This window comes from Dyadobacter sp. SRI_021 (assembly GCF_057586235.1).
Genome location: NZ_JBYCZM010000001.1, coordinates 39,212 through 65,359 on the forward strand (window position 1 = coordinate 39,212; position 26,148 = coordinate 65,359).

The following is a 26,148-nucleotide window of genomic DNA, read 5'->3' on the forward strand; positions in this document are numbered from 1 at the left end:
GATGAAACGAAACCTGCTTTTCCTCGAAAGGGTGCTTTTGGGCGATGGTACCGAGCCGTTTCACGGCGTTTACGCATTGAAAATCAATGGTGTGATCGACCATGCAGAGCTCGTCGGCGCCCTCGCCCGCTTACAGGAGAAGTATGTCATGCTGCGCACTGCTATTGGCATAGACACATTGGGGAGACCTTATTTCCACACCCCGCCAGTGCCCCCTGCGATCCCCCTCAGAATCGTGGACCGAACAGGCGACGAAGACTGGAACAGGGAGACTGTATATGAACTCGGTACCTCGTTTGATATAACCCACGGCCCGCTACTTCGCATTACCTGGATACGTTCAGCAGATGTGTCGGACCTCATTATGGCTTTTCACCATTGCATGTGCGACGGCGGCTCGGGTGTAGCATTGTTGTCCGACCTGCTGGCATTGCTCGATGATCCGCAGGCAGAGATCGGCAAAGCGCCGGCATTCCAAAGCATTCGCGACCTGGTACCGGCCGAAATACTCGACAATGGCCGTAACCGCTTCAAGGCGAAGTTCTCGGCCGCGCTGGTAAACCTGGGACTTTCATTAGGCTCATTGTTTATATCAACCAAAAAGAAACCCGCACCACGTTCTGCCGACTACCTGGTCAACTGGAAGCTCGGCGTAGAGCAATCGAAAGCGCTGTTTACCCATTGTAAAAAAGAAGGCGTGACCGTCAACACGGCTATCGGGCTTGCATTGATGGAGGCTTTCAAGGTGGTAAATGGCCCTGAGGCGCATGGTAAGGCAACCTGCCCGGTGGATATCCGCCGCTACATGCCCGAGGTGAAGCGAGATATGCTGTTCTCTTACGGACTGGCTTTGAATATCAGCCTCCAACAATCCATTGGAGCCGGTTTCTGGGAGAAAGCCAAATCGCTTCAAGCCCACGTTTCCAAACAGATGGCGAAGCTGAACCCCTACGAATTTACGATGATCATGGAGGCATCGCACGGTTCTGTTCATAAGTTACGCCGGTTTCTGACCTATGCCAAAGTGGGCAACGACTTTATGTTTTCCAACATGGGTAAGCTTGACATTCCGGTACAATACCGGAATGTCACGGTTGAAACCATTTACAGCCCCACGGTCATCGGCCCGTTTGCGAATCCCAACACCATCATAACCACCACTTTCAATGGCCAAATGGATTTCTCATTTGTTTCAAATCAGGAATTCCTGCCGCGGGATACTGCCATGCAAATCCGGGAAAAAGCCATGGAAATCCTTTTTGAAACCGTGGCCATACCCCATTCCATGCGCTTATGAAAAGGAGGTTGGGCTTTCTGGAAGCTTCCATGTACGCAGGCGCGGATACGCCCGTGAATGTGGTATTTCCGGTAAAGATAGCCGGAGCGATGGAAGAAGCTGCGTTGATCGGCGCATTGCAGAGAATCCAGCGAAAACACCCTTTCCTGAACGTTACCGTGGAAACCGACGCCAAAGGTATTCCCTGGTATGTAACACCCGGCTCAATATTACCCATTCCGCTGCGGATCGTTGACAGGCTTTCGGAAGAGACCTGGATTGACGAAGCAGAAACGGAATGGAGCGCCCCCTTTAACCAAACCAATTTACCTCTGGCCAGAATTACCTGGGTGCGTTCCGGACAGGTTTCGGAGTTGCTGGCGGTCTGCCACCATTGTATAGGCGACGCCACCTCAGCCATGACCATCATGCGGGAACTGCTCGAATGCCTCGCTGACCCGGCAACCGATCTGCTCCCCTATCCGGCTATTTCACCCGATGCTTTGGTACCCGTGGCTGTCAGACAGAATATCCTCAACAGGCTCGCAGGCAAGGCCATCGCGGGCATTACGCGGGTCTTCCTTCTGGCCGTGACAGGCATGAAAGAAGTGGTAAAAGATCGTTTCTATACCATCCGCTGGAAGCTCAGTGAGGAGGAAACGGCTACTTTGCTTTCCGTTTGTAAAGAGAAAGGCATTCACCTCAACGCCTCGCTGATCCTCGTGTTCATGCGCGCCTTCGAGCGTGCGGGCAATGTGCGCACGAGCGGGAGAATGTTCGCGTCCGTGGATATGCGCCGGTTTTTACCTCAGATTAAAAAAGACCACCTCTTTCCGTTCCCGTCGATGGTAGGCCTCGAAACGCCCAGGGACAAGAACGGATTTCGCGAGCAGGCCAATGCGTTGAAAGCCCGCCTGCATAAACAGCTCGAAAAGACCGATGCCGCACGGTTACTGCTGTTCAGCGAATACCTGGTACCGCTTTATCCGCGCAGCATCAAATATGCGAAAGCCGGAAAGGGCGGTCACGATTTCGCATTCGCTAACATCGGCCGCATTCCGCTGAATGAAACTTATGGGCCGCTCAGGGTCGTTGAAGTGCATTGCCCGCTTTCAAGATTCCCAATGGGAAACCCTTCGAAAGTGTCGGTATCGACGTTCCGCGGGCGTATGGATTTCGCATTTCACTCCGAAGAAAAATATATTGCACGCCAGGATGCCGAATTTATTATCGGCACGGCGATGAAACTGCTCAGAGAGCATTTACTCGAAACTAAACCCCTTACCATCCCGGATTTGAAATGAACAGACAAATGATTGTCGGAGAGCGTATTATGTACGCTGATGGGCTCGCACCCGTGAATTGCGTTTTTACGGCTACTATTGAAGGACATTTTTCCGAACAGCAGGTAGCCAGTGCGCTTGCAAAAATTCAAAATCGGCACCCCCTACTCCGCTCAAATGTCAAAAAAAATAAGACAAATGTCCCGACATTTATCACCAATCCGGATATTCCTCCGATCCCAATTCACATTATTGAACGGACATCCGACATTCAATGGGAAGAAATAAGTCTTTTAGAATGGGAAAGACAGTTTGATCTGACGAAAGGTCCGGCTGCAAGACTCATATGGCTACGATCGGAACAGGTATCAGATATGCTTCTCGTATGCCCGCATTGCGTCTGCGACGGTTCGGGGTTCGTAACCCTCATGCGCGAGCTCCTGCTCTTGCTCGACGGCGCTGAAATGGATCTGGAACCCTACGACGGCTTCCAGTCCGTCAATTCCCTCGTTCCCGCTTCGATCCGCGATAGCCGGATGATCCATTGGAAAGGAAAACTTTTTTCGGCAATGGCAAAAGGCCTTTTTACCATCCTGAATCCCAAACCGGCGCCGCGCACGGGCGACTACTACTTCCTTACCCACACACTCGATAAAGAAACAACCAGCGCATTGGTCAAAAAATGTAAGGCTGAAAAAACGACCGTCCAGGCGGCATTGTGTACTGCCTCATTGATCGCGCACCGGTCGGTAAAGGGAAAAGCTTCACGGAACAAAGTCATCAGCCCCGTGGACATACGGCGGTACCTACCCGCCATCGGCCGAGACCATCTGTTCGCATTCGCCCCGATTGTGGAGCTTTCGCTGACTCAAAAAGATCCACAAAATGACTTCTGGACGGAAACACGGAAAATGAAACAAGCGCTGGTTGAGAAAGCAGAAAGCGTGAATGCAGCCGAAATGATGTTCATCACCGAGTATTTCCACGGCTCCACGGAGGCATTACTCAGACATATGCGCTCTACCAGGGGCAGCCACGACATTACGATCTCCAACATGGGCGTGCTGGATATCCCAGTGAGTTACAATAATTTCCGCGTCCGCGCTATCCACAGCCCGTCCGTGGGGTTCCCCTGGCGCAACCCCAACACCCTGGTCGTGAGCACCTTCGCCGGCAGAATGGATTTCTCCTTCTGCTCGCACGAGAGCTTCCTTCCGATGATCGATGCAGAGAAGATTTGCCGGGAGGCGATGTGGATGTTGCTGGAAGGCACGCAAGTCACCGCCTAGCTAGCCCTATTCCCCTTCAGCAACATTCCCATCGCATCATCCAGCGACCCGGCACGGTTTACTTCACCGGAGTTGACGAAGAAGATTTCGTCGGCATTTTCGATGGTGTTAAGGCGGTGGGCGATGATCACTTGCGTGGTCGATTCGGGGAGCTGTTTCAGGATGTCGCCGAGGAGTTTTTCGGTGACGGTGTCGATGTTGGCGGTGGCTTCGTCGAGGATCAGGAGCTCGGGGCTGCGTAGCACGGCGCGCATGAATGCGATGAGTTGCTTCTGCCCCAGGCTCGTACTGTCGCCGGTTGCCGAAACCTTTGTTTCCAACCCGTCTTCAAACAATGTGAGTATTTCTCCCAGGTTAGCACTGCGGATTACCTGTTCCAGTTTATCATTGGAATAATCTTTCAACTGGTCGTTGCCATAAAGGATATTCTCACGAATGGTGCCGGAAAACAGGAATGGTTCCTGCAAAATGAAACCAATCTTCCGGCTTCTTTCTTCGGGCGTATATGTGCGGATGTCGCGGCCATCAAGCAACACGGTTCCCTGGCGCGGGTCGTACAGGCGCGCGATGAGCGAGGCTGTGGTGGTTTTCCCACCGCCGGTAGGGCCGATCAACGCGTAGGTTTTGCCGCGTTCCAGTTTAAAATTGACCTGATGCAAAATCTCACGGCTGTCATACCCGAAACGGACATCGCGGAATTCCAGCAATGCACCGCCGGCTTCGCGGGTCGTTTCGGGTACAGGTACCAGATCGGTTTCCAATGCCAATATCTGCGAAATACGGTCCCAGCCTGCCATCGCCACCTGAAAACTCGTCCATAACGCCGCCAACTGCCGTAGCGGGTTATAGAAATTGACCGCATAAGCCAGGTAACTCACCAATAACCCCACACTGAACTCACCCATGCTGATCAAGTGAATACCATAGGTAAGCACGACGAGCTGCGCGATATTGGAGAAGAACGAATAGGTGGGCAGGAAAATATTATTGGCCAGGCCGGCACGAATGGCGGTACGATAGTTTTCAAGGTTTGCCAATTGGAAACGCTGCCTGAAATAGTCGCGGCGGTTGAATGCGATCACGACTTTGAAATTGTTCAGGCTTTCCTGGATCTCGGCGCTCAGCGCACCGGTACTTTTGAGGTTTTTGGCATTGGTAGCCTTCACCCAGGGCGAAAGCACGACCGTAAAAATCAGGATCAGCACGGCAGGTGCCAATGCCGCAGCGCCAAGTTTTATATTAATCACCAATAGAAAAATACCGGCACCCAGCATTGTAAAAATACTTCCCACAAACTGCATGAGCGATTGCGAGAAGAACTGGTTCAGCTTGTCGGTATCGTTATTGACACGGGAAATCAAATCGCCAGCTTTGTTCTGGTTGAAAAACGCGACAGGAAGCTGTTGCAATTTGTTGAAAATGGCATTTCTGAGCGTAAACAGCAACCGCTGCCCTACTCCGCCCATCAGCTTGGTCTGGGTATAAGCGGTAGCCAGGCCGAGCAAATACATCGCCAGTAATATCCCCCCAAAAACCAGCAGTCCATCAAATTGCTTCGTCACCACATACTTGTCAATGGCGTGACCGATAAGATATGGGCCAAACAGGTTTACTGCCGTATTCAATGTAATGGCACCCAGCGCCAGGGCCAGGTTACCCCGCTCATGAGCGATCAATTTCAGCAACTTCCTGAGCGCCTTCAACGTGGAGGTTTTCTGCTGCTCTTCCGAAATTTTGTTAAGATCGTAGTTCATAGTTGCTCGTGCTTTGTTGCGAATTGAAAATCTGCACGTATTCCGGACTTGTGAGCATCAGCTCGTCGTGCGTGCCGCAGCCGATCAGCTCGCCCTCCATTAACACCACAATCTGGTCGTAATGCTCGATGGCTGCAATTTTCTGCGTCACGGAAATCAAAGTAATGCCGGGATAATTCCGCTCCACGTTCGCCAGGATTTTCTTTTCGGTGGTATTGTCGACCCGCGCCGTAAAATCGTCGAGCAGGAGTACTTTCGGGTTCATCGCCAATGCACGGGCCAGCATAATGCGCTGCTTCTGCCCGCCGGAAAGGCTCGCCCCGCGTTCGGAGACGATGGTATCCAGGCCGTCGGGCAAGGTTTCGATAAAGGCAGCCAGCTCGGCGGTATCAATCGCTTTCTGTAAAGATTCGTCCGTGACGGTCGTGCTGAATGCGATGTTTTCACGGATGCTCATATTAAAAATGATGCTATCCTGAAAAACAAAACCCACCTGGCGGTGAAACGACTCGCTGTCGTAGTAGTCGATCGGATGACCGTCGAAGGTAATACGGCCCTCCTGTGGCTTGATGAGGCCCGTCAGTAAATAAAGCAGCTGCGTTTTCCCCGCGGCTGTCGGGCCGATTACAGCAATGCGCGAACCTGCATTCACCGAGAAAGTAACGTCCTTCAACGCCGGCTTTTCGCCGTACCGGACCGTCACCTGCTCCAAGCTGACATTCCCGCGCAGCGCCTCGGTAGAAGCACCGCCCGGCACGGGGTCCGCAATATTCAAAACGCCCGAAATCCGCTGGTAGGAAGCGGTGGCCTGGGCAATCACATTGCTCATAAAGCCAATAACCAGGATCGGAAAAATAAGGATACCCAAATAGCTGTTGAATGCCGCGAAACTTCCCAAAGTCATATCGCCTTCGATCACAAAATGCCCTCCGAGGACGAGGATCGTCAGCATGGAAACGTTGGCCGTAAACGTCACCACGGGAATAAGTCCGGCAAACAGGCTCAGAATTGCAAGCCCGAAACCTTTGGCTTTAGTATTCGCTTCCAGGAATTTGGCATATTCCAGCTGCTGGGAATTTACGACCCGAATCAGCGCGGAACCGAGGATACTCTCGTTGATGATCTTGTTCAGCCAGTCGATCACCTCGCGGCTTTGTACAAACAAGGTGCGGACTTTCTTCAGGGTAATGGCAAACATCCCGCCGATAATCGGGATGATAGCAAGTACCGTTAATGCCAGTTTCCAGTTAATGCTCAGCAACAAAACGCTCGCGCCTATAATGAGGAACAATGACGAAACGATCGCCACAATAGCCTGTGACACAAACATTTTGATTGAATCAATGTCGGCAGTAAGATTGGTCAGCAGCTTCGCGGCAGTAGTTTCTTCAATAAATGCGTGGCTTTGTTTGGAGATTTTGTCCGCTAGTTTCGTCCGCAGGTCGCGGGCCACTTTTTCGGAAGCGTAAGTCTGGACAATGCTTTGCAGGTATGCAAAAACAAAAATGAAGATCACCGCGCCGGTGAACTCGGTCAGAATAGCATCGAGGTCGAACTGCTGACGGGTGTAGTCGTCGATCCCGTCAGCCACAAGCTTGGGAAGCCACAGGTTAACCCCATTGCTCAGCAATGCAAACAGGAGGAGCAGGACGATCAACCCCTTGTATGGAGCCAGTAAGCTGAATATGCCGGGCTGCTTGGGCTTTCCCGGATTGGCTTTTTCAGACATATGGGTTTAGCATTAGATACAGCGACAAATATAGCAAGGTATATTTTCGAATCACTCCCGGTCCGGGTGGTTAAATTTTGGTTAAATTTCCGCCCTTCTAAATCCAAACCGCACCTGAATGAAACTTCTGAATCTTTTCTTACTGACGTTATCGGTTACCGCTTCAGCGATGGCTCAAAAAGCCAAATCGTGGCAAAATGCCCTGCCCAACATCATCTACATCTACGCCGACGACCTCGGTTACGGCGAACTCGGCTGCTACGGCCAGCAAAAGATCAAAACGCCTAACCTCGACCGCCTCGCCAAAGAGGGCATTCGTTTCACACAGCATTACACAGGTACGCCCGTGTGCGCGCCTGCGCGTGCCATGCTCATGACGGGCAAGCACGCCGGGCATTCGGCCATTCGCGGAAATTTCGAGCTCGGTACCTTCCGCGACGATGAAGAACGCGGGCAAATGCCGTTACCGGCTTCTGAACTCACCGTGGCTGAACTACTGAAACAAAAAGGCTACGCCACCGCCCTCACCGGCAAATGGGGCATGGGGATGAACAACACCGAGGGCACGCCCAGCAAGCAAGGCTTCGATTACTACTACGGCTACCTCGACCAAAAACAGGCGCATAACCTCTATCCGTCGCATTTGTGGGAAAACGACCGCTGGGACACGCTGGCCCAGCCCTGGCAGGACGTCCACCGCAAGCTCGACCCGGCCACAGCCACCGACGCCGATTTCGATTCTTTCAAAGGCAAGGAATACGCGCCGATAAAAATGACCGAAAAGGCCCTGGCATTTATCGAACGGAGCAAAGGCGGACCTTTTTTCCTGTACATGCCGTACACGATCCCGCATGTGTCGCTGCAAGCACCTGAAGAATACGTTAAGAAGTACATCGGGCAGTTCGACGAGAAGCCCTACTATGGTGAAAAAGGGTATGCATCCACCAAATACCCGCTATCGACCTATGCAGCAATGATAACCTTTCTGGATGATCAGGTTGGGATTATTTTGGATAAACTAAAAGCCCTGGGGCTGGACGGGAACACTATCGTGATGTTCAGCAGCGATAATGGCGCCACTTTCAATGGCGGTGTAAACCCGCAATTTTTCAACAGCGTGGCCGGGTTGCGCGGCCTGAAAATGGACGTCTACGAAGGCGGTATCCGCGAGCCGTTTATCGCCCGCTGGCCCGGGAAGATCAAGCCTGGCCGGGTAACCGATCATATTTCTGCCCAGTTCGATCTTTTAGCCACATTAGCAGAACTGACAGGCCAACCTGCTCCTCCCACTGACGGCATTTCCTTTTTACCCGAACTGTTAGGGCAAACCAACCGGCAGCAAAAGCATCCTTATCTCTATTTTGAATACCCCGAAAAAGGCGGCCAGATCGCCATCCGCATGGGTGACTGGAAGGCCGTCAAAACCGACCTGCGCAAAAACCCGGGCAACCCCTGGCAGCTTTTCAACCTCCGGAACGACCGCAGCGAAACGACCGATCTCGCCGCCAAACACCCGGATATGCTGAAAAAATTCGATGAAATTGTTAAAAAGGAACATCAGGAACCTGCTAATCCGGCATGGCAGTTTGTGTTGCCGGTGATTGCGGCAAGTGCTAAATAATATGGCTTACACGGAGTACCATCCCCATCCGGCGCTCGCGCCGTACATCGATGCCTACTGGAAGATAACGGGCGATAATATGCCTTTGGCAGCCCAAACAATCCTGCCTGATGGCTGCGTCGATATCATCATGAATCTCGGTGATGACGAGTTGCCCGATGCGGATGGTTTCTTCATGAAAAATGAAAGAAGTTACCTGGTGGGAACGATGTCGCACGCCATTGAAACTACCATTACGCCTGGGTCACTACTCGTCGGCGTACGTTTCAGGCCGGCTGGATTTGCTGCATTTTATCGATATGATTCCCTGCACGAATTCACTGATCGGACGGCTGAGTTCGATCCAGCGCTTGCCCCGGACCTTCGTACGGCAGAAATGGCGCCCAAACCCTATCTCGATCAGTTCTTCCTCCGGAGGTTACAGGACGGGAACCGCCGGCTCACGTCGGTTATCAGGGAAATTGAATCACAAAATGGCTTGATTGGCGTCACAACGCTGGCACAAAATAGTTGTATGACAATGCGGCAATTGCAGCGGACATTCAAACAGCATATCGGCCTCAGTCCCAAAAATTCCTCAACATCATGCGTTTCCGGTACGCGGTGCAGCTCATCAAAAAAGGTGAAAAGCAGTCCCTGCTCGACATTGCACTCGAAGCCGGTTATTACGATCACGCACATCTCAGCAATGAAATCCGCAGATATGCAGGCATAGCTCCTTCCCTGATTTGATTTTGTCGCATTTTTCCAAACAACCTTCCCACAACGGCTGTTAGTTTTGTTACATCATTCAACAAACATCCTATGGAACAACGACTCAGCGTCCTCACGCTCGCCGCCGACGATCTCCCGGCGCTCCGCGATTTCTACACCCATATTCTGGACTGGAAGATTGAAGCGGCTAATCAGGAGATCGTTTTTTTCAAATTGAACGGTATTCTACTGGGCTTATTTGGTCGGAAAGACCTCGCGAAATTCAATAATCAGGATCCGGAAGGAAGCGGTTTCCGCCCGTTTAACATGGCTTTGATGGTTAATTCCCGTGCGGAGGTAGAGGGTATTTATGGTGAATTATCCGGGAAAGATGTGGAGATTGTCCAGCCCATAACCGAGCCGGCGTTTGGCGGCTGCTATTTCCTGTTTGCCGATCCGGAAGGGAATATTTGGGAAATTTCATACAACCCTCTCATCCCCATTGACCAATCGGGCAACGTGCTCGAACATCAATCGATCGACCATCTCTAAACCTCCGTAACAATGGCGAATTTCACATATACCATCCTGTACGTCAGGGACGTAACAGCGACCATCGAATTCTACGAAAATGCATTTGGCTTCCAAAGGAAGTTCATCACCCCTGACGGCGATTACGGCGAGTTGATCACCGGTAATACGACACTTTCATTTGCCCAGACGGAACTGGCCAGAACCAATGTTCCCGAAGGTTTCACGGAAAGCGATCCGGCTGCGAAGCCGTTTGCATTCGAGATCGGGTTCACGGTCGTTAATGTGGAAGAGGCATTTCAAAAAGCATTGAACGCCGGAGCCACGCTGGTCTCAAAACCTAAAACCAAACCCTGGGGACAAGTAGTGTCTTATGTGCGCGATTTGAATGGGTTTCTGGTGGAGATTTGTACCGTAGTGGATTGAAATTCACCGGCGGTTGCATTACATTGGGCAGCAATTGAAATATCATCACTCATTACTGCCAAGTATAATAATTTCCCATGATTAACCAGGATTATGATCTGATCGTTATCGGCTCCGGGCCGGGCGGATACACTGCGGCCATACGCGCCTCCCAACTGGGCTACAAAACAGCCATTATCGAAAAGTACAACAACCTTGGCGGCACCTGCACCAACGTAGGCTGCATTCCCGCCAAAGCGTTGCTCGACAGCTCCGAACATTACCACGACGCCGAAACACGTTTTGCGAATTTTGGTATCCAGGTCAAGGGGCTTTCGCTCGATGTCAAGCAGTTTTTCGGACGCAAAAGCGAAGTGGTATCCCAAAATGTAGCAGGGATCAATTTTCTCATGAAGAAAAACAAGATCGCCGTGATTTATGGTACCGCACGGTTCCTCTCCAACGACCGCATTACCGTGAAAGGCGCTGATGGTTCTGAGCAGGAGTATCAAAGCAAATACACGATCATTGCGACGGGCTCCAAGCCGATTTCCCTGCCCAATGCGGCGATCGACAAAAAACGCATTATCTCTTCCACAGAGGCATTATCGCTGAACGAAATCCCGGCCACAATGTCGGTAATCGGCGGCGGGGTGATCGGCGTGGAAATGGCGTCGGTGTACGCGCGGCTCGGTACCAAAGTTACGATCATCGAGTACGCAGCCAATCTGGTGCCGACCTTGGATAAGGAACTGACGACCGAACTGAAAAAGATCCTGACCAAATCAGGTATCGACATCCTCCTCAGCCAGCGTGTCGATTCGGCGGTAAGCGACGGCAAGAAAGTGACGGTGAAGTACACCGGTGCCGACCAGAAACAGCAGGAAATCACCAGCGACTATTGTATGGTGGCTGTGGGCAGGAGGCCTTATACCGACGGTTTGGGGCTTGAAAATACTTCGATCCGGAAGGACGACCGTGGCCGGATCGAGACCAATACGACCTTCCAGACCTCTGTACCCAACGTGTACGCGATCGGCGACGTCATCAAAGGTCCCATGCTTGCGCATAAGGCCGAAGATGAAGCGATTGCAGCGGTGGAAGGCATTCACGGCCATCCGCACCACATCAATTACGACCGCATTCCGGGTGTCGTGTATAGCTGGCCGGAGGTAGCGAGCGTAGGCCTTACCGAAGAGCAACTCAAAGAACGGGGCATTCCCTATAACAAAGGCAAATTCCCATTCTCCGCAAGCGGCCGCGGACGCGCAGCCGGCGATACGTCCGGTTTCGCCAAAGTACTTTCCGATCCCAAATACGGCGAGGTGCTGGGCGTGCACATTATCGGTGCCCGCGCCGCCGACCTGATTGCCCAGGCGGTGACGATCATGGAATATGAAATTACGGATCTGGCGTCGTCGACGATCTCCTACGCACACCCGACCTACGCGGAGGCGCTGAAAGAGGCCTTCCTCGCGGCATCAGGACGCGGTGCTTTGAATATGTAAGAGGAATGGCGCGAAGCTCTTGCTTCGTGCGGGTTATTCGCAGGCCTCCGGCCGGCCGGTAATGTAAAACGATCATTGCATTATTGGCCGGCCAGAGGCCTTCAAATAGCGTGCGCGAAGCTGGACCTTCACGCCATCTTACTCCACCGGAAACGGCCCTTCTTCAAATTCTTCTTCATGATATCCCTTACTGCCGATTTCCCGCGCCAGCTGGCTTCTGAAATCAGTACCGTTTCGCAAACTCCGGAGTACGTGACGAAAATCGTATTCCGGCTCCCACCCGAGCTCCCGCCGCGCACGCTCATTCACGTACACGCGATCGATTTCGGGGAACAACTTCCAGCCCCGGGCATCAAAAAGCGCTTCGCATTCGGGATATAACGAGCGGATAACCGCGGGGGCATCGGTATGCAGCTGTGCCAGATGCGAAAGGGTAAACGGCGTGGTCGCGGAGATAATATACTTGCCGAAACCAATTGTTCCGGCTTTTTCCATGGCTAATAAATGTGCTGAAACGGCATCGGCAATATCGACGCGGCGGTAGAGCAATTCCAACGCCTGCACGTTGGGCGTATCGTAAAGCCGGCGGGTTTCCGCATTGTCGTCGTCCTCGGGAAAGAAGCGCGACGTGCGCAGGATCAACGCCGGCAGTCCGTTTTTGCGGTAAAAAAGCTCGCAAAGATTTTCCGCCGCCAGCTTGGTGACGCTGTAAATGTTTTTCGGGAGCGGAACCACTTCTTCCGTAATCCATGCTGCCGGCTCTCCTTTCGCGGGGTTCATCGCCGCGCCGAATGTGCTGGTGGTACTGGTAAACAAAAAGGCCGAAACACGTTGCAACACTGCCTCTTCGAGCAAGTTAAGCGTGCCCGTAATATTGGTATCCACAAAATCCTGCTTACTGTGTGTGGCAACATGCGGCTTGTGCAGCGTAGCCGTGTGTATGACGGTACTAACTCCGCGCATCGCTGTTTTTACAAAATCCCTGTCTGCAATGTCGCCCACCAGATCGGTATATGCAGAATGTTTAATATCAATGCCCGTGGCCGCTATGCCGCGATTTCTGAGGGTACGCATAAGCGCCTCGCCCAAATGCCCGGCACTACCTGTTACCAGAATACTCATGATTGCTTCAAACCTGTTTTCCGGCAAAGGTAGGTGTCCCGGGTTCTGAAAAATATTGGGATAGCCGATAAAAACATTGAAATTTGTGCATGGCTTATATCATTGATAATGAATCATACCGGGAAATCGCAGGCAGGAAGTTTCTTTCACAGCCTTCGGTGGATACTTTCGAGCACGATGCGCCGCGGATACCTTTCGTGAACCATCGTGTGAAGAATATCTATGCCCGTAATTTCGGTATTATCCGTTTCCAGGCCGATTTTTTGCAGGATATGCAAATCCGCGGGATGAAAAGCGATCCGCACATCAGCCTGCATTTCCAGTTGACGGGCCATTCCCATGCGCATTTCCGCGATATTCCCGGCGAACACCCGTTGCGGCCGGCAGAGTATAATATTTATTATTCCGAAAATTTCGATTCGGACATCTTCTACAACCGTCAGAAAGGCTTTGAATACCTTGCATTGATTTTAAAAAAGGAGCATTTGCTGCAATTCCTGCAACAAAACGGCAGTCCGGTAAAACCACTGGAAAGAGCGCTGGAAAACGGGCAACCCCTTGCACTTTTCAGTAAAGCCGCACCCGTGAATGCCGAAATGCATTCGGTATTGCACCGCATATTGCACGCGCCGGTAGCCGACGATCTTTCGGAAATGTACCTGAATGGAAAAATTCTCGAATTACTCGCCCTGCAATTGCAGCAATATCGGCAAGAGCGCCATGTCCCCAATCTGCACGCGGCTACCGGACGAGAGTTAGCCGACATTTACGAATACCTCAGCACGCATTTTTTAACGGTGCATTCCCTCGAAAGCATTGCCGAAAACTCGCGGCTATCGGAACACCAGATCCGCGAGGGTTTCAAATCGAAATACAATACCACTGTATACGGGCTGATCCACGAAAAGCGGATGCTGCACGCCCGCCAGTTGCTGCTCGATTCTGGCCTGACGGTCGACGAAGTAGCCGAGGCCGTGGGATATTCCACCGGCAGCAATTTTATACAGGCATTTAAGAAAAAGTTCGGTATTACGCCCAAGCAAATGCAATTGCAACGTGGGACCGCCCAGCGGTAGGCCCCCTTGTCCCCCTCAAATCATCCATTTACGTTCGGTGGTAAATGAAATGGTAAGCCACATTTTATAATCTCCCCGGATGCGCTCGTAAAGCTCCTGCCGGATCCCGTCGAGTTCCTTCACCTGCGTATGTGCGAGCTCTTCGGGGAGTAAAAAATCGATTTCAATCGTATAACTGCTCCCTGTTTTGGCAACGCGCACATATTCGTCAACAAAGCCGTAATGCTTCGAAATGGCTTCGGCCTCCTGGTGAATTTTCTCTTCCACCTCGTCGTCGGGCGCGAATTGGAGCAGTTCGCGGATGTTTTTCCAGAATGTCCGGACGGGTATGCGCAGGAAAAGAATAGAAATAATGATCACCATTCCCGGATCGAGGTAGGGAATCAGGAAAGCCACGGACGTATCCCGCAGAAAGTATCCCAACGACAGCACGACGAGTACACCCGTACTCAGCAGGGCGTCGAGCTGCCACTCGGTGGCTTCAATGCGCACATATTCGGAGCGTATTTGCAGCGCCTTCCGCCTGAAATACAACCAGAGTAAAAAACAGCCGATAATGGAGGCTATCAGATAAGGCAATGCTATGTCGAGCTCGACGAGCTTTCCGCCGCCAATAATGTCCATCACCGACGTCGCGAGTGAGTACAAACAGAGGAAAATGATCACTGCCGATTGCAGCGTCATTGAAAAAGGCTCGAATTGCGCGCGACCGAAAGGCAGGTCATCATCGTCGGGCTTGCGGACGAAGTTGTTCACCAGCAGCGATACGCCCGACAAGCTGATCCCGACCATCGAAAAAAGGGCGTCGAAAATAATGGATTTGGAATCACCGGCTATACCGACGATGATGGCCCAGATCGTAAATGCCGAACCGGTAATGATCGAAAGCTTGATCAGCCGCCGCTCCCTGAGCCGTTTTTGTCTCTCATTCATAAAGCCGGGCAAACGCAGGATACCGCGCGATCCCCCTGAATAAGTTAGAAATACCTTTAAAGGAAAGCAAGTTCCGTAGAAGGTATTACCATTTTGTAAAATCGCGGTAGTGTCGTTAGCGTGCTGTCATGCTTCCTGTCATTTACCTGCACGACCGACCCCGAACTGGTCGCTTGCGCGTACCGGCTTGCTACCCGCAAACTGGATCTCCACCATCTTCTCACTGGCCACATTGTTATGAAACTCGTCCTTCAATGTACCGATGATTTGGCGGGTTTTCACATCGATCACCTCTCCGCTCGACGGGTAAGCATAGCGGCCGTCCAAGCTGAATGTGACCCAACCGGGCATGTCTTGCACAGGGATCGTAGTGAGCTGCTGGTAGGGCGGCTTTCCACTGAAAACGTGCATCCGCATATTGTGCCCATCGCAAAGCCAGATTTCCGTTTCATCGGGCGTGAGGCCGATGCCGTGGCTAGGGTTACCATGCCGCCGCACCGGGCCGCGCTCCCATCCTTCCACTTCGATATGTGCAATTTTAGTCCCTTTTTGAATATCGCCCACTTCAAAGCCCAGGAGACTATCGACCGTAATGTAGGCCCGCGATTCATCGGCGGTAATGGTGAATGGCCGTACGTAGTTCGCGAACGGCCCCAGCTTCCGGGCGAGTTCATGCGTTTTCGGATCGGCTATGTGCAGCCACGGACTTGCGATATCGCCCATATACACCGCATTTCCCGAAGCGCCGTAAATCGTATTATGCGCCCTTTTATGCACGTTGATCTTTTTGAGGATGTCTCCTGTCTCACAATTCACCACATTCCAGAACCCTTTTTCCAGTGACGGCAGATACATGGTGCGGCCATCCGGCGAGATAGCCATCCGGTCACAACCGCCTTCAAATGCCTTTTCCCAAACCACCTTTTCTGTCGTAAGATCAATGCGCTGCAATCCTTCGATCGTGCTTACGAAAATGCTGTTCAGCGGAAGGCTCACCGCAACACCTTTTACATTGGAAGGCTTTCCGTTTGGGTGCAGCCCGCGGGTAGCAATCCGTTTTACGAACTGGTGGTTGTTGTCCATATCAAAAACCAGTAACCCGTGCCCGCCGTAGCCCAGGTAGTCCCTGATACCGGGCGTCGCTACATACAGGTACCGTTTCGCGCCCGCAGGCGTGCCCGCCTTGCGCGTCTGCTGGGCAATACCCACGTGTGTGAAAGCTATTTGGAGGAAAGTCAGCCAGAAAGCGAGCCTTTTCATATTAACAGTAAAATTTAGGAGACAGAAGGCATCTTGTAGCCATTGTGGTATTCCTTGGCTATCAACTTATTGGCTTCATCATCCGTAAACTTCCCTTTTTCCTTATCCCAATAAATCTTCTTGCCTGTACGGTAAGCGATGTTACCCATTTGCGAGAATACAGCGATGTCCGAACCCACCTGGATAGGCGCATTCAGATCGGTCATTTTTCTGGATTTGATTACTTCGATGAAGTTCTGGGCGTGCAGGTCTAGGCCATTGTCCACCGATTTCTGAAATGCAACGGCTTCCATGCGCTTGCCTTCGGGAATCACTTCCCAACCGTCACGGTTCAAAACGAGCGTTCCGTTGTTACCGATAAATGCGATGCCGTGCCCGCGCGCGTACGGGCCGCCGTCGATACCCATAGCGTGCTCCCACTGGATGTTAAACTCGTCGAATTCGAATACGGTCGTGAGAGTATCGGGCGTCTCAGCGCCGGAATCCTGATTGGCAAATTTGCCTCCGGCGGCCATAATACTGTTGGGAGTGGCAGATTTCATCCCCAGCAGCGCATAATCGAGCAAATGCACGCCCCAGTCTGTCATTAACCCACCCGCATAATCCCAGAACCACCTGAAATTGAAGTGAAAACGGTTGGGATTAAATGGCCGGTTCTGCGCTGGTCCAAGCCAGCTTTTATAGTCGACACCCGCAGGCGGGTTGCCGTCCGGCAGTTTGCTGATCGGGTTTACCCAGGCGAAGTATCCCCATACTTTCACAAGCCTGACTTTCCCCAGCTTACCGGAATGCACAAAATCAATGGCATCGCGAAAGTGTTTCTGACTTCGTTGCCACTGCCCTACCTGCACCACGCGATTATAACGCTGCTGTGCAGCCACCATCGCCCGGCATTCAGCAATGGAGTTACCGATCGGCTTTTCCACATAAATATCCTTTCCAGCCTGGCAGGCTTCTACCATCATAAGGCAATGCCAATGGTCGGGTGTGCCTATCACTACTGCATCGACGTCCTTGTCATCCAGCAACTGCCGGTAGTCATTATAAGTTTTGACTTTTGCACCACCCTTGGCCAGTTCCGCGGCACGCTTGTCGAGCACATTTTTGTCTACATCACAAAGCGCCACGCATTCCGTACCCGGATTTTTAAGGATGGCGTTCAGGTCGGCCCAGCCCATTCCGTTGATGCCAATGGCGCCAATGCGGATCTTGTCGGCAGGCGAGACCGGTGCAAATGCGGAAACGGATGAAGGTACAATAGCCGATAAGCCAGCTCCTGCGGCCAGGGCAGAAGCGGTACCAAGAAAACTACGTCGTGAATGGATCATAGGTCGGTTCAGGTTGGTTGCTTGATAAAAGTGACCTGTTGACCGATATTACCCATCATTTGAGAAAGGAACGCCGGCGACGTCAAGCGTTATGTGTTCACGCCACCGGCCAAAGACATCAGAAGGGGTTGCGTGGAGTTGTTACAATACTGTGAATCAATCTGTCCAGCTCTCTCTCCATATCTTTCAGGCGAGCGAGAACGTCTATATCGCGCGTGGCAGCGTAGGAATTTTGTAAATCCCTGACTTCCTTAATCCGAAGTGCAAAACTGAGGAGCGTCATGAGTTCGTTGAATTGGTGTTTCAGAATATGATGGCAAAGTAAATGCGAATCCGGTGCTTGTGTACGGGGGTGATGTGATTATAATAAAAATCTAATCCCTGCTATACGATATGTCCTTCGGGACATTCCACTGTCTTTCCGGGCTAACCTGCTTCCAACCGGAGAAACTAATTTTGCATCATTCTAATACGAAACACTTCGGCCGGACGGTGCGTCCAGCGAGTCACCCCCCGGCCGCGACCGAGTCAATTACGTTAAAACATTTGGATCATGAAAAAGAACATCATATGGGCGGTCCTGGCGATGTCAGTCTTCTTTACCGCTTGCAGCACAGGTTACAAACATCTGAAAACTTCGAAAGAAACCGGCTTTTCGGTCCGGAATTACCATACTTTCGATCTTCAATATACCTTCCCGGAGGGCGCCGATACCCTCGCTCCGCGTTTCGCCGAAAGCAAGCGACTGACTACGAAACTGATCACGGCCAATTTGGCTCAAAAAGGTTTGGTCAAAAGCCAGAGTCCGGAACTAATGGTAAACCTGTCGGTACAATTGCAGGAAAAAACGCAGACCCGCACCACCGATTTCCGGACGGACGGTTTACCAAAATACATGGGGCAGCGGCGCTACTCCTGGAAGAGCGAGGAAATCGAGGTAGGAAAGTACCAGGAGGGCACGCTGATCCTCGACATCATCGACACTAAAAACGACAAGCTCGTGTGGCGGAGCGGCGTGAAGGGCATTCTGCCCGAGAATACCGCCAAAGCCGAAGCCGGCCTTAAAGCGGCGATTAACGATCTCCTGGGCAAGCTCCAATAGCACGATCCCCAGGTCAATTCAGGCCCGGACACCAGATAGGTGTTCCGGGGGCCTGATGTCGGCGGTTACTTCCTCACACAATGTACCACCAAGTTTCCGAGGGCATAAAAAAACCCGGACTCAAGTATCAGCACCTTGGCGTCCGGGTAGAAATCAACAACAAAAAACCAAATCTCTCGACCGAAGCTACTAAGTAAGGAACGAGGTCGTGAAATTTTATAATCCTGCGGCACGAATGGGATTTCTAACGGCAAAGGCACTATATTGGTGCAATCCGCGACCTTGTTATGTTTATGAAGAAAATCGCATTGTTCCTTGCTTTGGCCGTGGCCGGGGCCGCCTGCCGCCAAACATCCGGAAAGAAAACCGAGATTGCCGTACGCGATACCACTATTACGGTCGAAAACTCTTTCACCGAGCTCTTTATCGACACGACGGCCCTCGCTTCCTACATCACCGCCCACTCGCTCGGTGATAGCCTGAATGCCAAGCTGCGAAGCTTTTATAACCACCGGAATTACCAATATGCCTGGTTTTTCCCTGACGGCATGGCCGAATTTGTGCCGATTTTCCAGAGCCTGCGGAACGACTATATCCATTACTCGGGAGATAGCACACTCTACAATCCGACGCTCGACAAGACCATCGACTCGCTTTCGCACCTGAAAAAAATCAGCCCGGATAATGCGCTGGTCGTCGATGCGGAGCTTGCTCTGACGGAACAGTTTTTCCGCTATACCGACCTCGCCTATTCCGGCGACCACAAAATCAATACGCAGGAACTCAACTGGTTTATTCCCCGCCGGAAGCTGAACCCGGAGGTCTTCCTGGATTCACTTTTGAAGAATAAGGGGCAGAACGTCGCGGCATACGAGCCTGTCAACAGGCATTACAATTTATTGAAACAGAAAGTATTAGAATATTATGCACTGACAAAAAATGGCGAACCGGATACGGTCGCAAGCGCCCGAAAATTCCGCGAGGGTGACCGCGATACGCTACTCGTAGCACTGAAAAGCCGCCTGCATTTGCTCGGCGATCTTCCGGAGCCGGACAGCACCCCGACCTTCGACTCCACACTGGCTAACGCCGTTAGGCATTTTCAGCAGCGCGTAGGTCAAAAACAGACGGGTGTTACCGGCCCTGCATTTTTCAAAGAGCTGAATGTTCCCATAGCGAGTCGCATCCGCCAGATGCTGATCAACATGGAACGCATTCGCTGGATGCCGGCCGCTCCGCCTACCGATTACATTCTCGTAAACATTCCAGAATTCACTTTGCACGCTTATGAAGATGGCAAATTGTCATTCGACATGGTGATAGTAGTAGGTTCCGAGGCCAATAACACTGTCATTTTTTCAGGCACATTAAATCAGATCGTTTTCAGCCCTTACTGGAACGTTCCAACGAGCATTTTGAAAAAGGAAGTTTTACCGGGAATCAAGAAAAACCCGAACTACCTGGCGCGGCATAATATGGAATGGAACGGCGGCTCGGTGCGGCAGAAACCGGGCAAATCCAATTCGCTGGGACTTGTAAAATTCCTCTTTCCGAACAGTTACAGCATTTATTTCCACGATACCCCGAGCAAAAGTTTATTCAACGAAAGCCAGCGGGCTTTCAGCCACGGGTGCATCCGCCTTGCTGAACCTAAAAAATTGGCGGAGTGGCTCCTGCGCCGCGACAGCACCTGGACGAGCGAAAAAATCACCGCAGCCATGCATGCCGGAAAGGAGAAATATGTGCGGCTCCGCGGCAAAAATGAGGTCCCCGTTTTCATAGGCTATTTCACCTCCTGGGTAGATCAGCATGGTAATTTACAATTCCGCAAGGATGTATACGGTCATGACCGCAAGATGGAGGAAAGGCTGTTCGGCCACACGGAAACGCCTCTCGCCCAGGTTGTAGCTCGCTGACACATTGCCCGGGACAGGCGCTCCGGGCACGGTTTTAGTCTTTGAAATTTCCGGAAGCAGAGGTTACCTGCAGGTAAGCGGGTGGTGGTTGATATTCTGAAAAAGCCGCCTTACCTTTGCTAACATCGTTAGGTAAATCTTGAATTACCATGGGAATCCTCGAGCGAAAAATTCGGCAAAAAGAAAATATGCGGACCAATATCCTGGCGGTAGCTATGCAATTGGTCAAAGAAGAAGGCTGGCAGTCCCTGTCAATCAGGAAAATAGCTGATGCCATCGAGTACAGTGTACCGGTGATCTACGATCACTTCGAAAATAAAGAAGCGATCCTCTTTGAACTTTCTATGGACGGTTTCCGGTTACTCGATAGATTACTGGAAAAAGACAAGCGCAAATATCCGGATCCGGAAGAACGGCTGAGGGCCCACGCCGAAACTTACTGGAACTTTGCTTTCAAAAATCCCGAATACTATCAGCTCATGTACGGTTTGGGAATGCCCTGTTCAAGCCCGGGCAAAGCGAAGCCGGAGTTCAATAGCTTCCGTGATCACATCGGCGAGGCCATTGAGGGAATCGTTAAAGATAAAAAATCTTCCGATGAGGAAACTTGCTTTAAAATTCATGCGTTCTGGTCAGTACTCCACGGCCTGATTTCGATCGTAATGATGCGCTGCTCGGATATCGACGACTCTCAAATGAACAAAAAAGTAATGGACGATTCTGTAAACGCTTTCATTAAGAACCTGTAATTTTTTTTCATTTTTGGTTAACACCGTTAGTATTAATAACTTCACTACCTATTCACAAACAACTGATTATCACCGCAAAAAGTCCACATCCATGAAAACCGTTCAACTAAAAAAAGCAAAAGGGCTAGCCGCATTCCTGCTACTAGCCGCGGGCTCCGCAGTCCTATATAGCTGTGGTTCCTCTACCGCCAACGCACCCGCTTCAGCACCGCCCGCTCAGGCACTGCCGGTTATCACCGTTAGCGATCACCAAGTGACCGCACACCGTGAATTCACCGCATCCATCCAGGGCAGCCGCGATATCGAAATCCGCCCGCAGGTGGATGGTTACCTCGACCGCATCTCCGTAGACGAAGGCGCATACGTACGCAAGGGACAGGTTCTGTTCCATATCGACGCCCGCCCGTACACCGAGCAACTCAACACCGCAAAAGCCAGTCTGCAATCGGCGAAGGCCGCATTGGAAAGCGCATCGATCAACGTTGAGAAACTGACGCCGCTCGTTGCCAACAAAGTGGTTTCCGACGTTCAGTTGAAAACCGCGAAAGCGGCTTACGACGCGGCGAAAGCCAATGTAGCGCAAGCGCAGGCAGCCGTAGACGCAGCGAAGATCAACCTCGGATACACTTCGGTAACGGCCCCGGCCGATGGTTATATCGGCATTATCCCTTTCAAAACGGGTAGCCTAGTGGGTAAGAATACCGTAGAAGCACTGACCGTCCTCTCGGAAACGAAAGACATTCACGTGTACTTTTCGATGAGCGAGCTCGATTTCCTGGATTTCAAGCAGGAATTTGAAGGGAATACCATTGAGCAGAAGATCAAGAACATCCCGCCGGTGGAACTCGTCCTGGCCGATAACAGCATTTATCCTCAAAAAGGAAAGGTACAAGTTGTTGAAGGGCAATTTGATAAAACGATGGGCGCTATCAACTTCCGCGCGACGTTCCCGAACGGAAACGGATTACTGCGCTCGGGTAACACGGGTAAGATCCGCATCCCGCGCCAGCTCGCGAAATCGGTGCTGATCCCGCAGGAAGCTACCTTCGAGTTGCAGGACAAGGTGTTGGTATACACCGTGCTCGACAGCAACAAGGTGGAAGGCCGCCCTGTGACCGTTGCCGATCGCAGCGGACGTTACTATCTGATTTCCAAAGGCCTGAAACCCGGAGAGAAGATCGTATACTCAGGACTTGACAGGTTGCGCGACGGAATGGCCATTGCTCCGCAGAAAATGTCTATGGACAGTCTGCTGCACGCCAATCCGATCTGACCAGCCGGGTGTAAAAGGTTCACGAATTCCACACCAACGAGCAGAGCACCATCGCATTACCCAATGCGATGGACAGCTCCCGCTTTGCCAAAACACTCGATCATGAGCCCCGTGAACGGGGACAAACTCTAATAATATGTTTCAGAAATTTATAGAAAGGCCCGTCCTTTCGACGGTAATATCCATCCTGATATTGCTCCTGGGGATCATATCGCTCACTACGCTACCGATTACGAAATTCCCCGACATCGCGCCGCCGACGGTCCAGGTGACCGCCGTATATCCGGGAGCGAACGCCGAAGTAGTTGCCCGCGCAGTGGCAACACCCATCGAAGAAGCCGTGAACGGGGTTGAGAACATGACATACATGACCTCCTCGTCCAACAATGACGGTACCATGGCCCTGAATGTGTATTTCAAACAGGGTACCGACCCGGATATCGCGGCGGTGAACGTGCAGAACCGCGTTTCCAAAGCCGTAAGCCAGATTCCGCAGGAAGTTGTACAAGCCGGTATCTCCACGCAAAAGCAACAGAACTCGATCATCATGTTCGTGGCGCTTTCGAGCGAGGACAGCACTTACGACGAGACGTTCCTTTTGAACTACATTAAAATTAACCTGGTACCCCAGCTGCAACGTATACCGGGGGTCGGTCAGGCACAACCATTCGGTACACGTGATTATTCGATGCGCATCTGGCTCAAACCCGACCGCCTTGCAGCCTATGGACTTTCACCTCAGGAAGTAACAGGGGCCATTCGCGAGCAAAGCCTTGAAGCGGCCCCGGGTCGTTTGGGTGAAGCAAGCAAGGAGGTTTTTGAGTATGTTTTGAAATACAAAGGAAAACTCACGCAGAACAAGGAATACGAGGACATTATCATCAAAGCCAATAGTGATGGCTCTGTAATCCGCCTCAAAGACGTAGCACGGGTTGAATTCGGTTCTTATACTTATTCTTCCAATGGTAAACTGAATGGCAATGCGTCGTCCGGTGTGGCTGTGTTCCAGACTGCCGGTACAAATGCGAACGACATTCTGATCCAGGCCGAGAAACTGGTGGAGGACTTTTCCAAAACACTACCCAAAGGGCTGAAAACGACCATTATGTACAACTCGAAGGACTTCCTCGACGAGTCGATCAACCAGGTGCGTTCGACGCTTTTCGAGGCATTCATCCTCGTGTTTATCGTCGTGTTCATCTTCTTGCAGGATTTCCGTTCTACATTGATCCCGGCCATTGCGGTTCCGGTGGCGATCATCGGTACGTTCTTCTTCATGCAGCTTTTCGGCTTCACGATCAACTTCCTCACGCTCTTTGCCTTGGTACTCGCGATCGGTATTGTGGTCGACGACGCCATTGTGGTCGTCGAGGCGGTGCACTCGAAGATGGAACGAACGCGCCTCGGAGCCAAGAGCGCGACGATCGAGTCCATGAATGAGATCTCCGGCGCGATCATTTCGATCACCCTTGTGATGGCGGCGGTATTCGTACCGGTCGGATTTATGCAAGGTCCCGCGGGGGTATTCTACCGGCAGTTTGCATTTACATTAGCCATAGCCATTTTGATTTCCGCTCTTAATGCGTTGACGCTCAGTCCCGCGCTGACCGCACTTTTCCTGAAAAACCCGCATGCCGAAGAAGGTCATGACGGCAAACGGAAAGGTTTTGGCGCGCGCTTCTTCGCCGCTTTCAATGCGGGTTTCGAGTCGATGACCGGCCGTTATGTAAAAAGCCTTCAATTCCTGATCCGCCAGAAATGGGTAACCATCATCGGGCTGATCGTGATCTCGGGAACGACCTTCTGGCTGACCAAGACGACGCCTACCGGCTTCATCCCGACCGAAGACCAGGGCTTCCTCCTGTACGCGCTCAACACGCCTCCGGGCAGCTCGCTCGATCGTACGTCGAGAGCGATGGCGCAGGTAGACAGCATTGTGAAAAAGTCGCCTATCGCCGACCAGCGCTATATTGTAGAGGGGATGAACATCATTTCGAACTCCAACGCATCGCCTTACGGGGTAGGATTCATCCGCATGAAACCGAAAGAACAACGCGGGGAGGTGCAGGATTTCAACCAGATCGTGGGCATGATGTCGCAGCAGGTACGTTCGGTGAACGATGCGAATGCGTTCTTCTTCACCTTCCCTACCGTGGATGGTTTCGGTAACGTCAGTGGTTTCGAGTTTATGTTGCAAGACCGTGGAAACGGCTCTTTGGAAAAACTCAGCACTACTACCAATGCATTCATCGGCGCATTGATGCAACGGCCTGAAATCGCCTATGCATTCACCACATTCGCGACGGGTAACCCGCAATTCCAGCTTGAAATCGACAATGCGAAGGCGAAGCAGCTGAATGTACCCGTAAACGAATTGCTGCAAACGCTGCAAATCTATTACGGTTCCAGTTTCGTGTCGGATTTCAACCGGTTCGGTAAATACTACCGCGTGATGGCGCAGGCCGATCCGCTGTACCGTCAGAACCCGGCTTCGCTCGATGGTATTTATGTTAAAAACACCGAAGGCGAAATGGTACCGGCCAACCAGCTGGTGACCTTGAAACGTGTGTTCGGACCTGAAACCGTGACCCGCAACAACCTGTACAATGCGGTAATGATCAACGGAACGCCAAAGCCGGGTTACAGTACTGGTGATGCCATCCGCGCCGTGCAGGAAACTGCGGAGAAGGTCCTTCCGAACAATTACAAAACCGAATGGACCGGTATGACACGTGAAGAAATCAACTCGGGCTCGCAGATCATCCTGATCTTCGTATTGAGTTTGGTGTTCGTATACTTCCTGCTGGCCGCTCAATATGAAAGCTACATCCTGCCGCTGGCCGTGATCCTGACGATCCCGCTGGGTGTGTTCGGGTCGATGGTGTTCATTAACTGGATGGGTATTGAAAACAATATCTACGTGCAGGTGGGCTTGATCATGCTTGTGGGGCTCCTCGCGAAAAACGCGATCCTGATCATCGAGTATGCCGTTCAGCGGCGCGAGGCGGGGATGAGCATTGTCGAATCGGCATTGGAAGCTTCACGCCTGCGTCTGCGCCCGATCCTGATGACCTCGTTCGCATTCATCGTCGGTCTGTTGCCGCTGATGCGCGCCACCGGTGGTTCAGCGCTCGGAAACCGTTCGATCGGTACCGGGGCGGTAGGTGGAATGCTCACGGGGGTAATCTTCGGGGTATTCGTGATCCCGGTGCTGTACGTGATCTTCCAGTATTTGCAGGAAAAAGTCGTCAAAAAGCCCGCTAAGCCGGAGCTCGTTGAAGCAGAAGCCTGATAGTGGCA

Annotated in this window: 20 protein-coding genes; 14 read left to right on the forward strand and 6 right to left on the reverse strand. The window is 51.8% G+C overall.

What is annotated here, in order from left to right; all coding sequences use genetic code 11:
* The first annotated feature begins 1 nt into the window (after window position 1).
* The 3 genes from AC2YIT_RS00135 to AC2YIT_RS00145 are packed head-to-tail and all read left to right on the forward strand — an operon-like array spanning window position 2 to window position 3,848.
* A complete protein-coding gene (locus AC2YIT_RS00135; RefSeq protein WP_487277855.1) occupies window positions 2-1,297 on the forward strand; it encodes a condensation domain-containing protein in 1,296 nt (431 codons plus the stop codon).
* Window positions 1,294-2,580 carry a condensation domain-containing protein gene (locus AC2YIT_RS00140; RefSeq protein WP_430843530.1) on the forward strand — a complete coding sequence of 429 codons (1,287 nt, stop codon included), beginning with the start codon at window positions 1,294-1,296 and terminating at the stop codon, window positions 2,578-2,580. Before AC2YIT_RS00135 ends, AC2YIT_RS00140 begins: the two co-directional genes overlap by 4 nt.
* The gene (locus AC2YIT_RS00145) at window positions 2,577-3,848 is read left to right on the forward strand and encodes a condensation domain-containing protein (protein ID WP_487277856.1); all 1,272 of its coding nucleotides are present in this window, start codon (window positions 2,577-2,579) and stop codon (window positions 3,846-3,848) included. The genes AC2YIT_RS00140 and AC2YIT_RS00145 overlap by 4 nt, the downstream gene beginning before the upstream one ends.
* On the opposite strand, the gene AC2YIT_RS00150 is transcribed toward AC2YIT_RS00145, so the two are convergent.
* Together AC2YIT_RS00150 and AC2YIT_RS00155 are read right to left on the reverse strand one after the other, a co-directional pair.
* Window positions 3,845-5,602: an ABC transporter ATP-binding protein gene (locus AC2YIT_RS00150; protein WP_487277857.1), complete on the reverse strand. Its 1,758-nt coding sequence runs from the start codon at window positions 5,600-5,602 to the stop codon at window positions 3,845-3,847. The genes AC2YIT_RS00145 and AC2YIT_RS00150 overlap by 4 nt on opposite strands.
* On the reverse strand, window positions 5,586-7,331 hold the full coding sequence (locus AC2YIT_RS00155; protein WP_487277858.1) for an ABC transporter ATP-binding protein: 1,746 nt from the start codon (window positions 7,329-7,331) through the stop codon (window positions 5,586-5,588). Before AC2YIT_RS00155 ends, AC2YIT_RS00150 begins: the two co-directional genes overlap by 17 nt.
* Before the next feature lie 118 nt (window positions 7,332-7,449).
* Between AC2YIT_RS00155 and AC2YIT_RS00160 the strand changes: the two genes are divergently transcribed.
* The 5 genes from AC2YIT_RS00160 (at window position 7,450) to lpdA (ending at window position 12,089) form a co-directional block, all read left to right on the forward strand.
* Window positions 7,450-8,952 (forward strand): arylsulfatase, encoded by a 1,503-nt coding sequence (locus tag AC2YIT_RS00160; RefSeq protein WP_487277859.1) that lies wholly within the window; start codon window positions 7,450-7,452, stop codon window positions 8,950-8,952.
* Window position 8,953: 1 nt separating this feature from the next.
* On the forward strand, window positions 8,954-9,667 hold the full coding sequence (locus AC2YIT_RS00165; RefSeq protein ID WP_487277860.1) for a DUF6597 domain-containing transcriptional factor: 714 nt from the start codon (window positions 8,954-8,956) through the stop codon (window positions 9,665-9,667).
* Window positions 9,668-9,756: 89 nt separating this feature from the next.
* Entirely contained in the window at window positions 9,757-10,197 is a 441-nt protein-coding gene (locus tag AC2YIT_RS00170; RefSeq protein ID WP_487277861.1) for a VOC family protein, read from the forward strand.
* Between the two features lie 12 nt (window positions 10,198-10,209).
* Window positions 10,210-10,602: a VOC family protein gene (locus AC2YIT_RS00175; RefSeq protein WP_487277862.1), complete on the forward strand. Its 393-nt coding sequence runs from the start codon at window positions 10,210-10,212 to the stop codon at window positions 10,600-10,602.
* A 77-nt stretch (window positions 10,603-10,679) separates the two neighbouring features.
* Window positions 10,680-12,089 carry a dihydrolipoyl dehydrogenase gene (gene lpdA, locus AC2YIT_RS00180; RefSeq protein ID WP_487277863.1) on the forward strand — a complete coding sequence of 470 codons (1,410 nt, stop codon included), beginning with the start codon at window positions 10,680-10,682 and terminating at the stop codon, window positions 12,087-12,089.
* Window positions 12,090-12,227: 138 nt separating this feature from the next.
* On the opposite strand, the gene AC2YIT_RS00185 is transcribed toward lpdA, so the two are convergent.
* Window positions 12,228-13,211 (reverse strand): NAD-dependent epimerase/dehydratase family protein, encoded by a 984-nt coding sequence (locus AC2YIT_RS00185; protein WP_487277864.1) that lies wholly within the window; start codon window positions 13,209-13,211, stop codon window positions 12,228-12,230.
* Between the two features lie 89 nt (window positions 13,212-13,300).
* Here AC2YIT_RS00185 and AC2YIT_RS00190 point away from each other — a divergent pair, with 89 nt between their 5' ends.
* Window positions 13,301-14,287 (forward strand): helix-turn-helix transcriptional regulator, encoded by a 987-nt coding sequence (locus tag AC2YIT_RS00190; protein WP_430843520.1) that lies wholly within the window; start codon window positions 13,301-13,303, stop codon window positions 14,285-14,287.
* 15 nt (window positions 14,288-14,302) lie between these two features.
* Here AC2YIT_RS00190 and AC2YIT_RS00195 read toward each other — a convergent pair whose 3' ends face one another.
* From AC2YIT_RS00195 to AC2YIT_RS00205, 3 genes are all read right to left on the reverse strand, one after another.
* On the reverse strand, window positions 14,303-15,220 hold the full coding sequence (locus AC2YIT_RS00195; RefSeq protein ID WP_487277865.1) for a cation diffusion facilitator family transporter: 918 nt from the start codon (window positions 15,218-15,220) through the stop codon (window positions 14,303-14,305).
* Window positions 15,221-15,358: 138 nt separating this feature from the next.
* Entirely contained in the window at window positions 15,359-16,480 is a 1,122-nt protein-coding gene (locus AC2YIT_RS00200; protein ID WP_487277866.1) for a YncE family protein, read from the reverse strand.
* Window positions 16,481-16,494: 14 nt separating this feature from the next.
* On the reverse strand, window positions 16,495-17,808 hold the full coding sequence (locus AC2YIT_RS00205) for a Gfo/Idh/MocA family protein (RefSeq protein WP_487277867.1): 1,314 nt from the start codon (window positions 17,806-17,808) through the stop codon (window positions 16,495-16,497).
* A gap of 553 nt (window positions 17,809-18,361) precedes the next feature.
* Between AC2YIT_RS00205 and AC2YIT_RS00210 the strand changes: the two genes are divergently transcribed.
* The 5 genes from AC2YIT_RS00210 (at window position 18,362) to AC2YIT_RS00230 (ending at window position 26,140) form a co-directional block, all read left to right on the forward strand.
* Window positions 18,362-18,910, forward strand: coding sequence for a DUF4136 domain-containing protein (locus AC2YIT_RS00210; RefSeq protein WP_487277868.1), 549 nt, complete (start codon window positions 18,362-18,364; stop codon window positions 18,908-18,910).
* 287 nt (window positions 18,911-19,197) lie between these two features.
* On the forward strand, window positions 19,198-20,826 hold the full coding sequence (locus AC2YIT_RS00215; RefSeq protein WP_487277869.1) for a L,D-transpeptidase family protein: 1,629 nt from the start codon (window positions 19,198-19,200) through the stop codon (window positions 20,824-20,826).
* A 149-nt stretch (window positions 20,827-20,975) separates the two neighbouring features.
* Window positions 20,976-21,575: a TetR/AcrR family transcriptional regulator gene (locus AC2YIT_RS00220; protein ID WP_430843514.1), complete on the forward strand. Its 600-nt coding sequence runs from the start codon at window positions 20,976-20,978 to the stop codon at window positions 21,573-21,575.
* Window positions 21,576-21,666: 91 nt separating this feature from the next.
* The gene (locus tag AC2YIT_RS00225; protein ID WP_430843513.1) at window positions 21,667-22,848 is read left to right on the forward strand and encodes an efflux RND transporter periplasmic adaptor subunit; all 1,182 of its coding nucleotides are present in this window, start codon (window positions 21,667-21,669) and stop codon (window positions 22,846-22,848) included.
* A 136-nt stretch (window positions 22,849-22,984) separates the two neighbouring features.
* On the forward strand, window positions 22,985-26,140 hold the full coding sequence (locus tag AC2YIT_RS00230) for an efflux RND transporter permease subunit (protein WP_430843512.1): 3,156 nt from the start codon (window positions 22,985-22,987) through the stop codon (window positions 26,138-26,140).
* Window positions 26,141-26,148 lie beyond the last annotated feature (8 nt).

Excerpts from the sequence above, each read along its gene's own strand:
- AC2YIT_RS00135 (WP_487277855.1), top strand. The coding sequence starts at position 2 with ATGAAACGAAACCTGCTTTTCCTCGAAAGGGTGCTTTTGGGCGATGGT.
- AC2YIT_RS00140 (WP_430843530.1), top strand. The coding sequence starts at position 1,294 with ATGAAAAGGAGGTTGGGCTTTCTGGAAGCTTCCATGTACGCAGGCGCG.
- AC2YIT_RS00145 (WP_487277856.1), top strand. The coding sequence starts at position 2,577 with ATGAACAGACAAATGATTGTCGGAGAGCGTATTATGTACGCTGATGGG.
- AC2YIT_RS00150 (WP_487277857.1), bottom strand. The coding sequence starts at position 5,602 with ATGAACTACGATCTTAACAAAATTTCGGAAGAGCAGCAGAAAACCTCC.
- AC2YIT_RS00155 (WP_487277858.1), bottom strand. The coding sequence starts at position 7,331 with ATGTCTGAAAAAGCCAATCCGGGAAAGCCCAAGCAGCCCGGCATATTC.
- AC2YIT_RS00160 (WP_487277859.1), top strand. The coding sequence starts at position 7,450 with ATGAAACTTCTGAATCTTTTCTTACTGACGTTATCGGTTACCGCTTCA.
- AC2YIT_RS00165 (WP_487277860.1), top strand. The coding sequence starts at position 8,954 with ATGGCTTACACGGAGTACCATCCCCATCCGGCGCTCGCGCCGTACATC.
- AC2YIT_RS00170 (WP_487277861.1), top strand. The coding sequence starts at position 9,757 with ATGGAACAACGACTCAGCGTCCTCACGCTCGCCGCCGACGATCTCCCG.
- AC2YIT_RS00175 (WP_487277862.1), top strand. The coding sequence starts at position 10,210 with ATGGCGAATTTCACATATACCATCCTGTACGTCAGGGACGTAACAGCG.
- lpdA (WP_487277863.1), top strand. The coding sequence starts at position 10,680 with ATGATTAACCAGGATTATGATCTGATCGTTATCGGCTCCGGGCCGGGC.
- AC2YIT_RS00185 (WP_487277864.1), bottom strand. The coding sequence starts at position 13,211 with ATGAGTATTCTGGTAACAGGTAGTGCCGGGCATTTGGGCGAGGCGCTT.
- AC2YIT_RS00190 (WP_430843520.1), top strand. The coding sequence starts at position 13,301 with ATGGCTTATATCATTGATAATGAATCATACCGGGAAATCGCAGGCAGG.
- AC2YIT_RS00195 (WP_487277865.1), bottom strand. The coding sequence starts at position 15,220 with ATGAATGAGAGACAAAAACGGCTCAGGGAGCGGCGGCTGATCAAGCTT.
- AC2YIT_RS00200 (WP_487277866.1), bottom strand. The coding sequence starts at position 16,480 with ATGAAAAGGCTCGCTTTCTGGCTGACTTTCCTCCAAATAGCTTTCACA.
- AC2YIT_RS00205 (WP_487277867.1), bottom strand. The coding sequence starts at position 17,808 with ATGATCCATTCACGACGTAGTTTTCTTGGTACCGCTTCTGCCCTGGCC.
- AC2YIT_RS00210 (WP_487277868.1), top strand. The coding sequence starts at position 18,362 with ATGAAAAAGAACATCATATGGGCGGTCCTGGCGATGTCAGTCTTCTTT.
- AC2YIT_RS00215 (WP_487277869.1), top strand. The coding sequence starts at position 19,198 with ATGTTTATGAAGAAAATCGCATTGTTCCTTGCTTTGGCCGTGGCCGGG.
- AC2YIT_RS00220 (WP_430843514.1), top strand. The coding sequence starts at position 20,976 with ATGGGAATCCTCGAGCGAAAAATTCGGCAAAAAGAAAATATGCGGACC.
- AC2YIT_RS00225 (WP_430843513.1), top strand. The coding sequence starts at position 21,667 with ATGAAAACCGTTCAACTAAAAAAAGCAAAAGGGCTAGCCGCATTCCTG.
- AC2YIT_RS00230 (WP_430843512.1), top strand. The coding sequence starts at position 22,985 with ATGTTTCAGAAATTTATAGAAAGGCCCGTCCTTTCGACGGTAATATCC.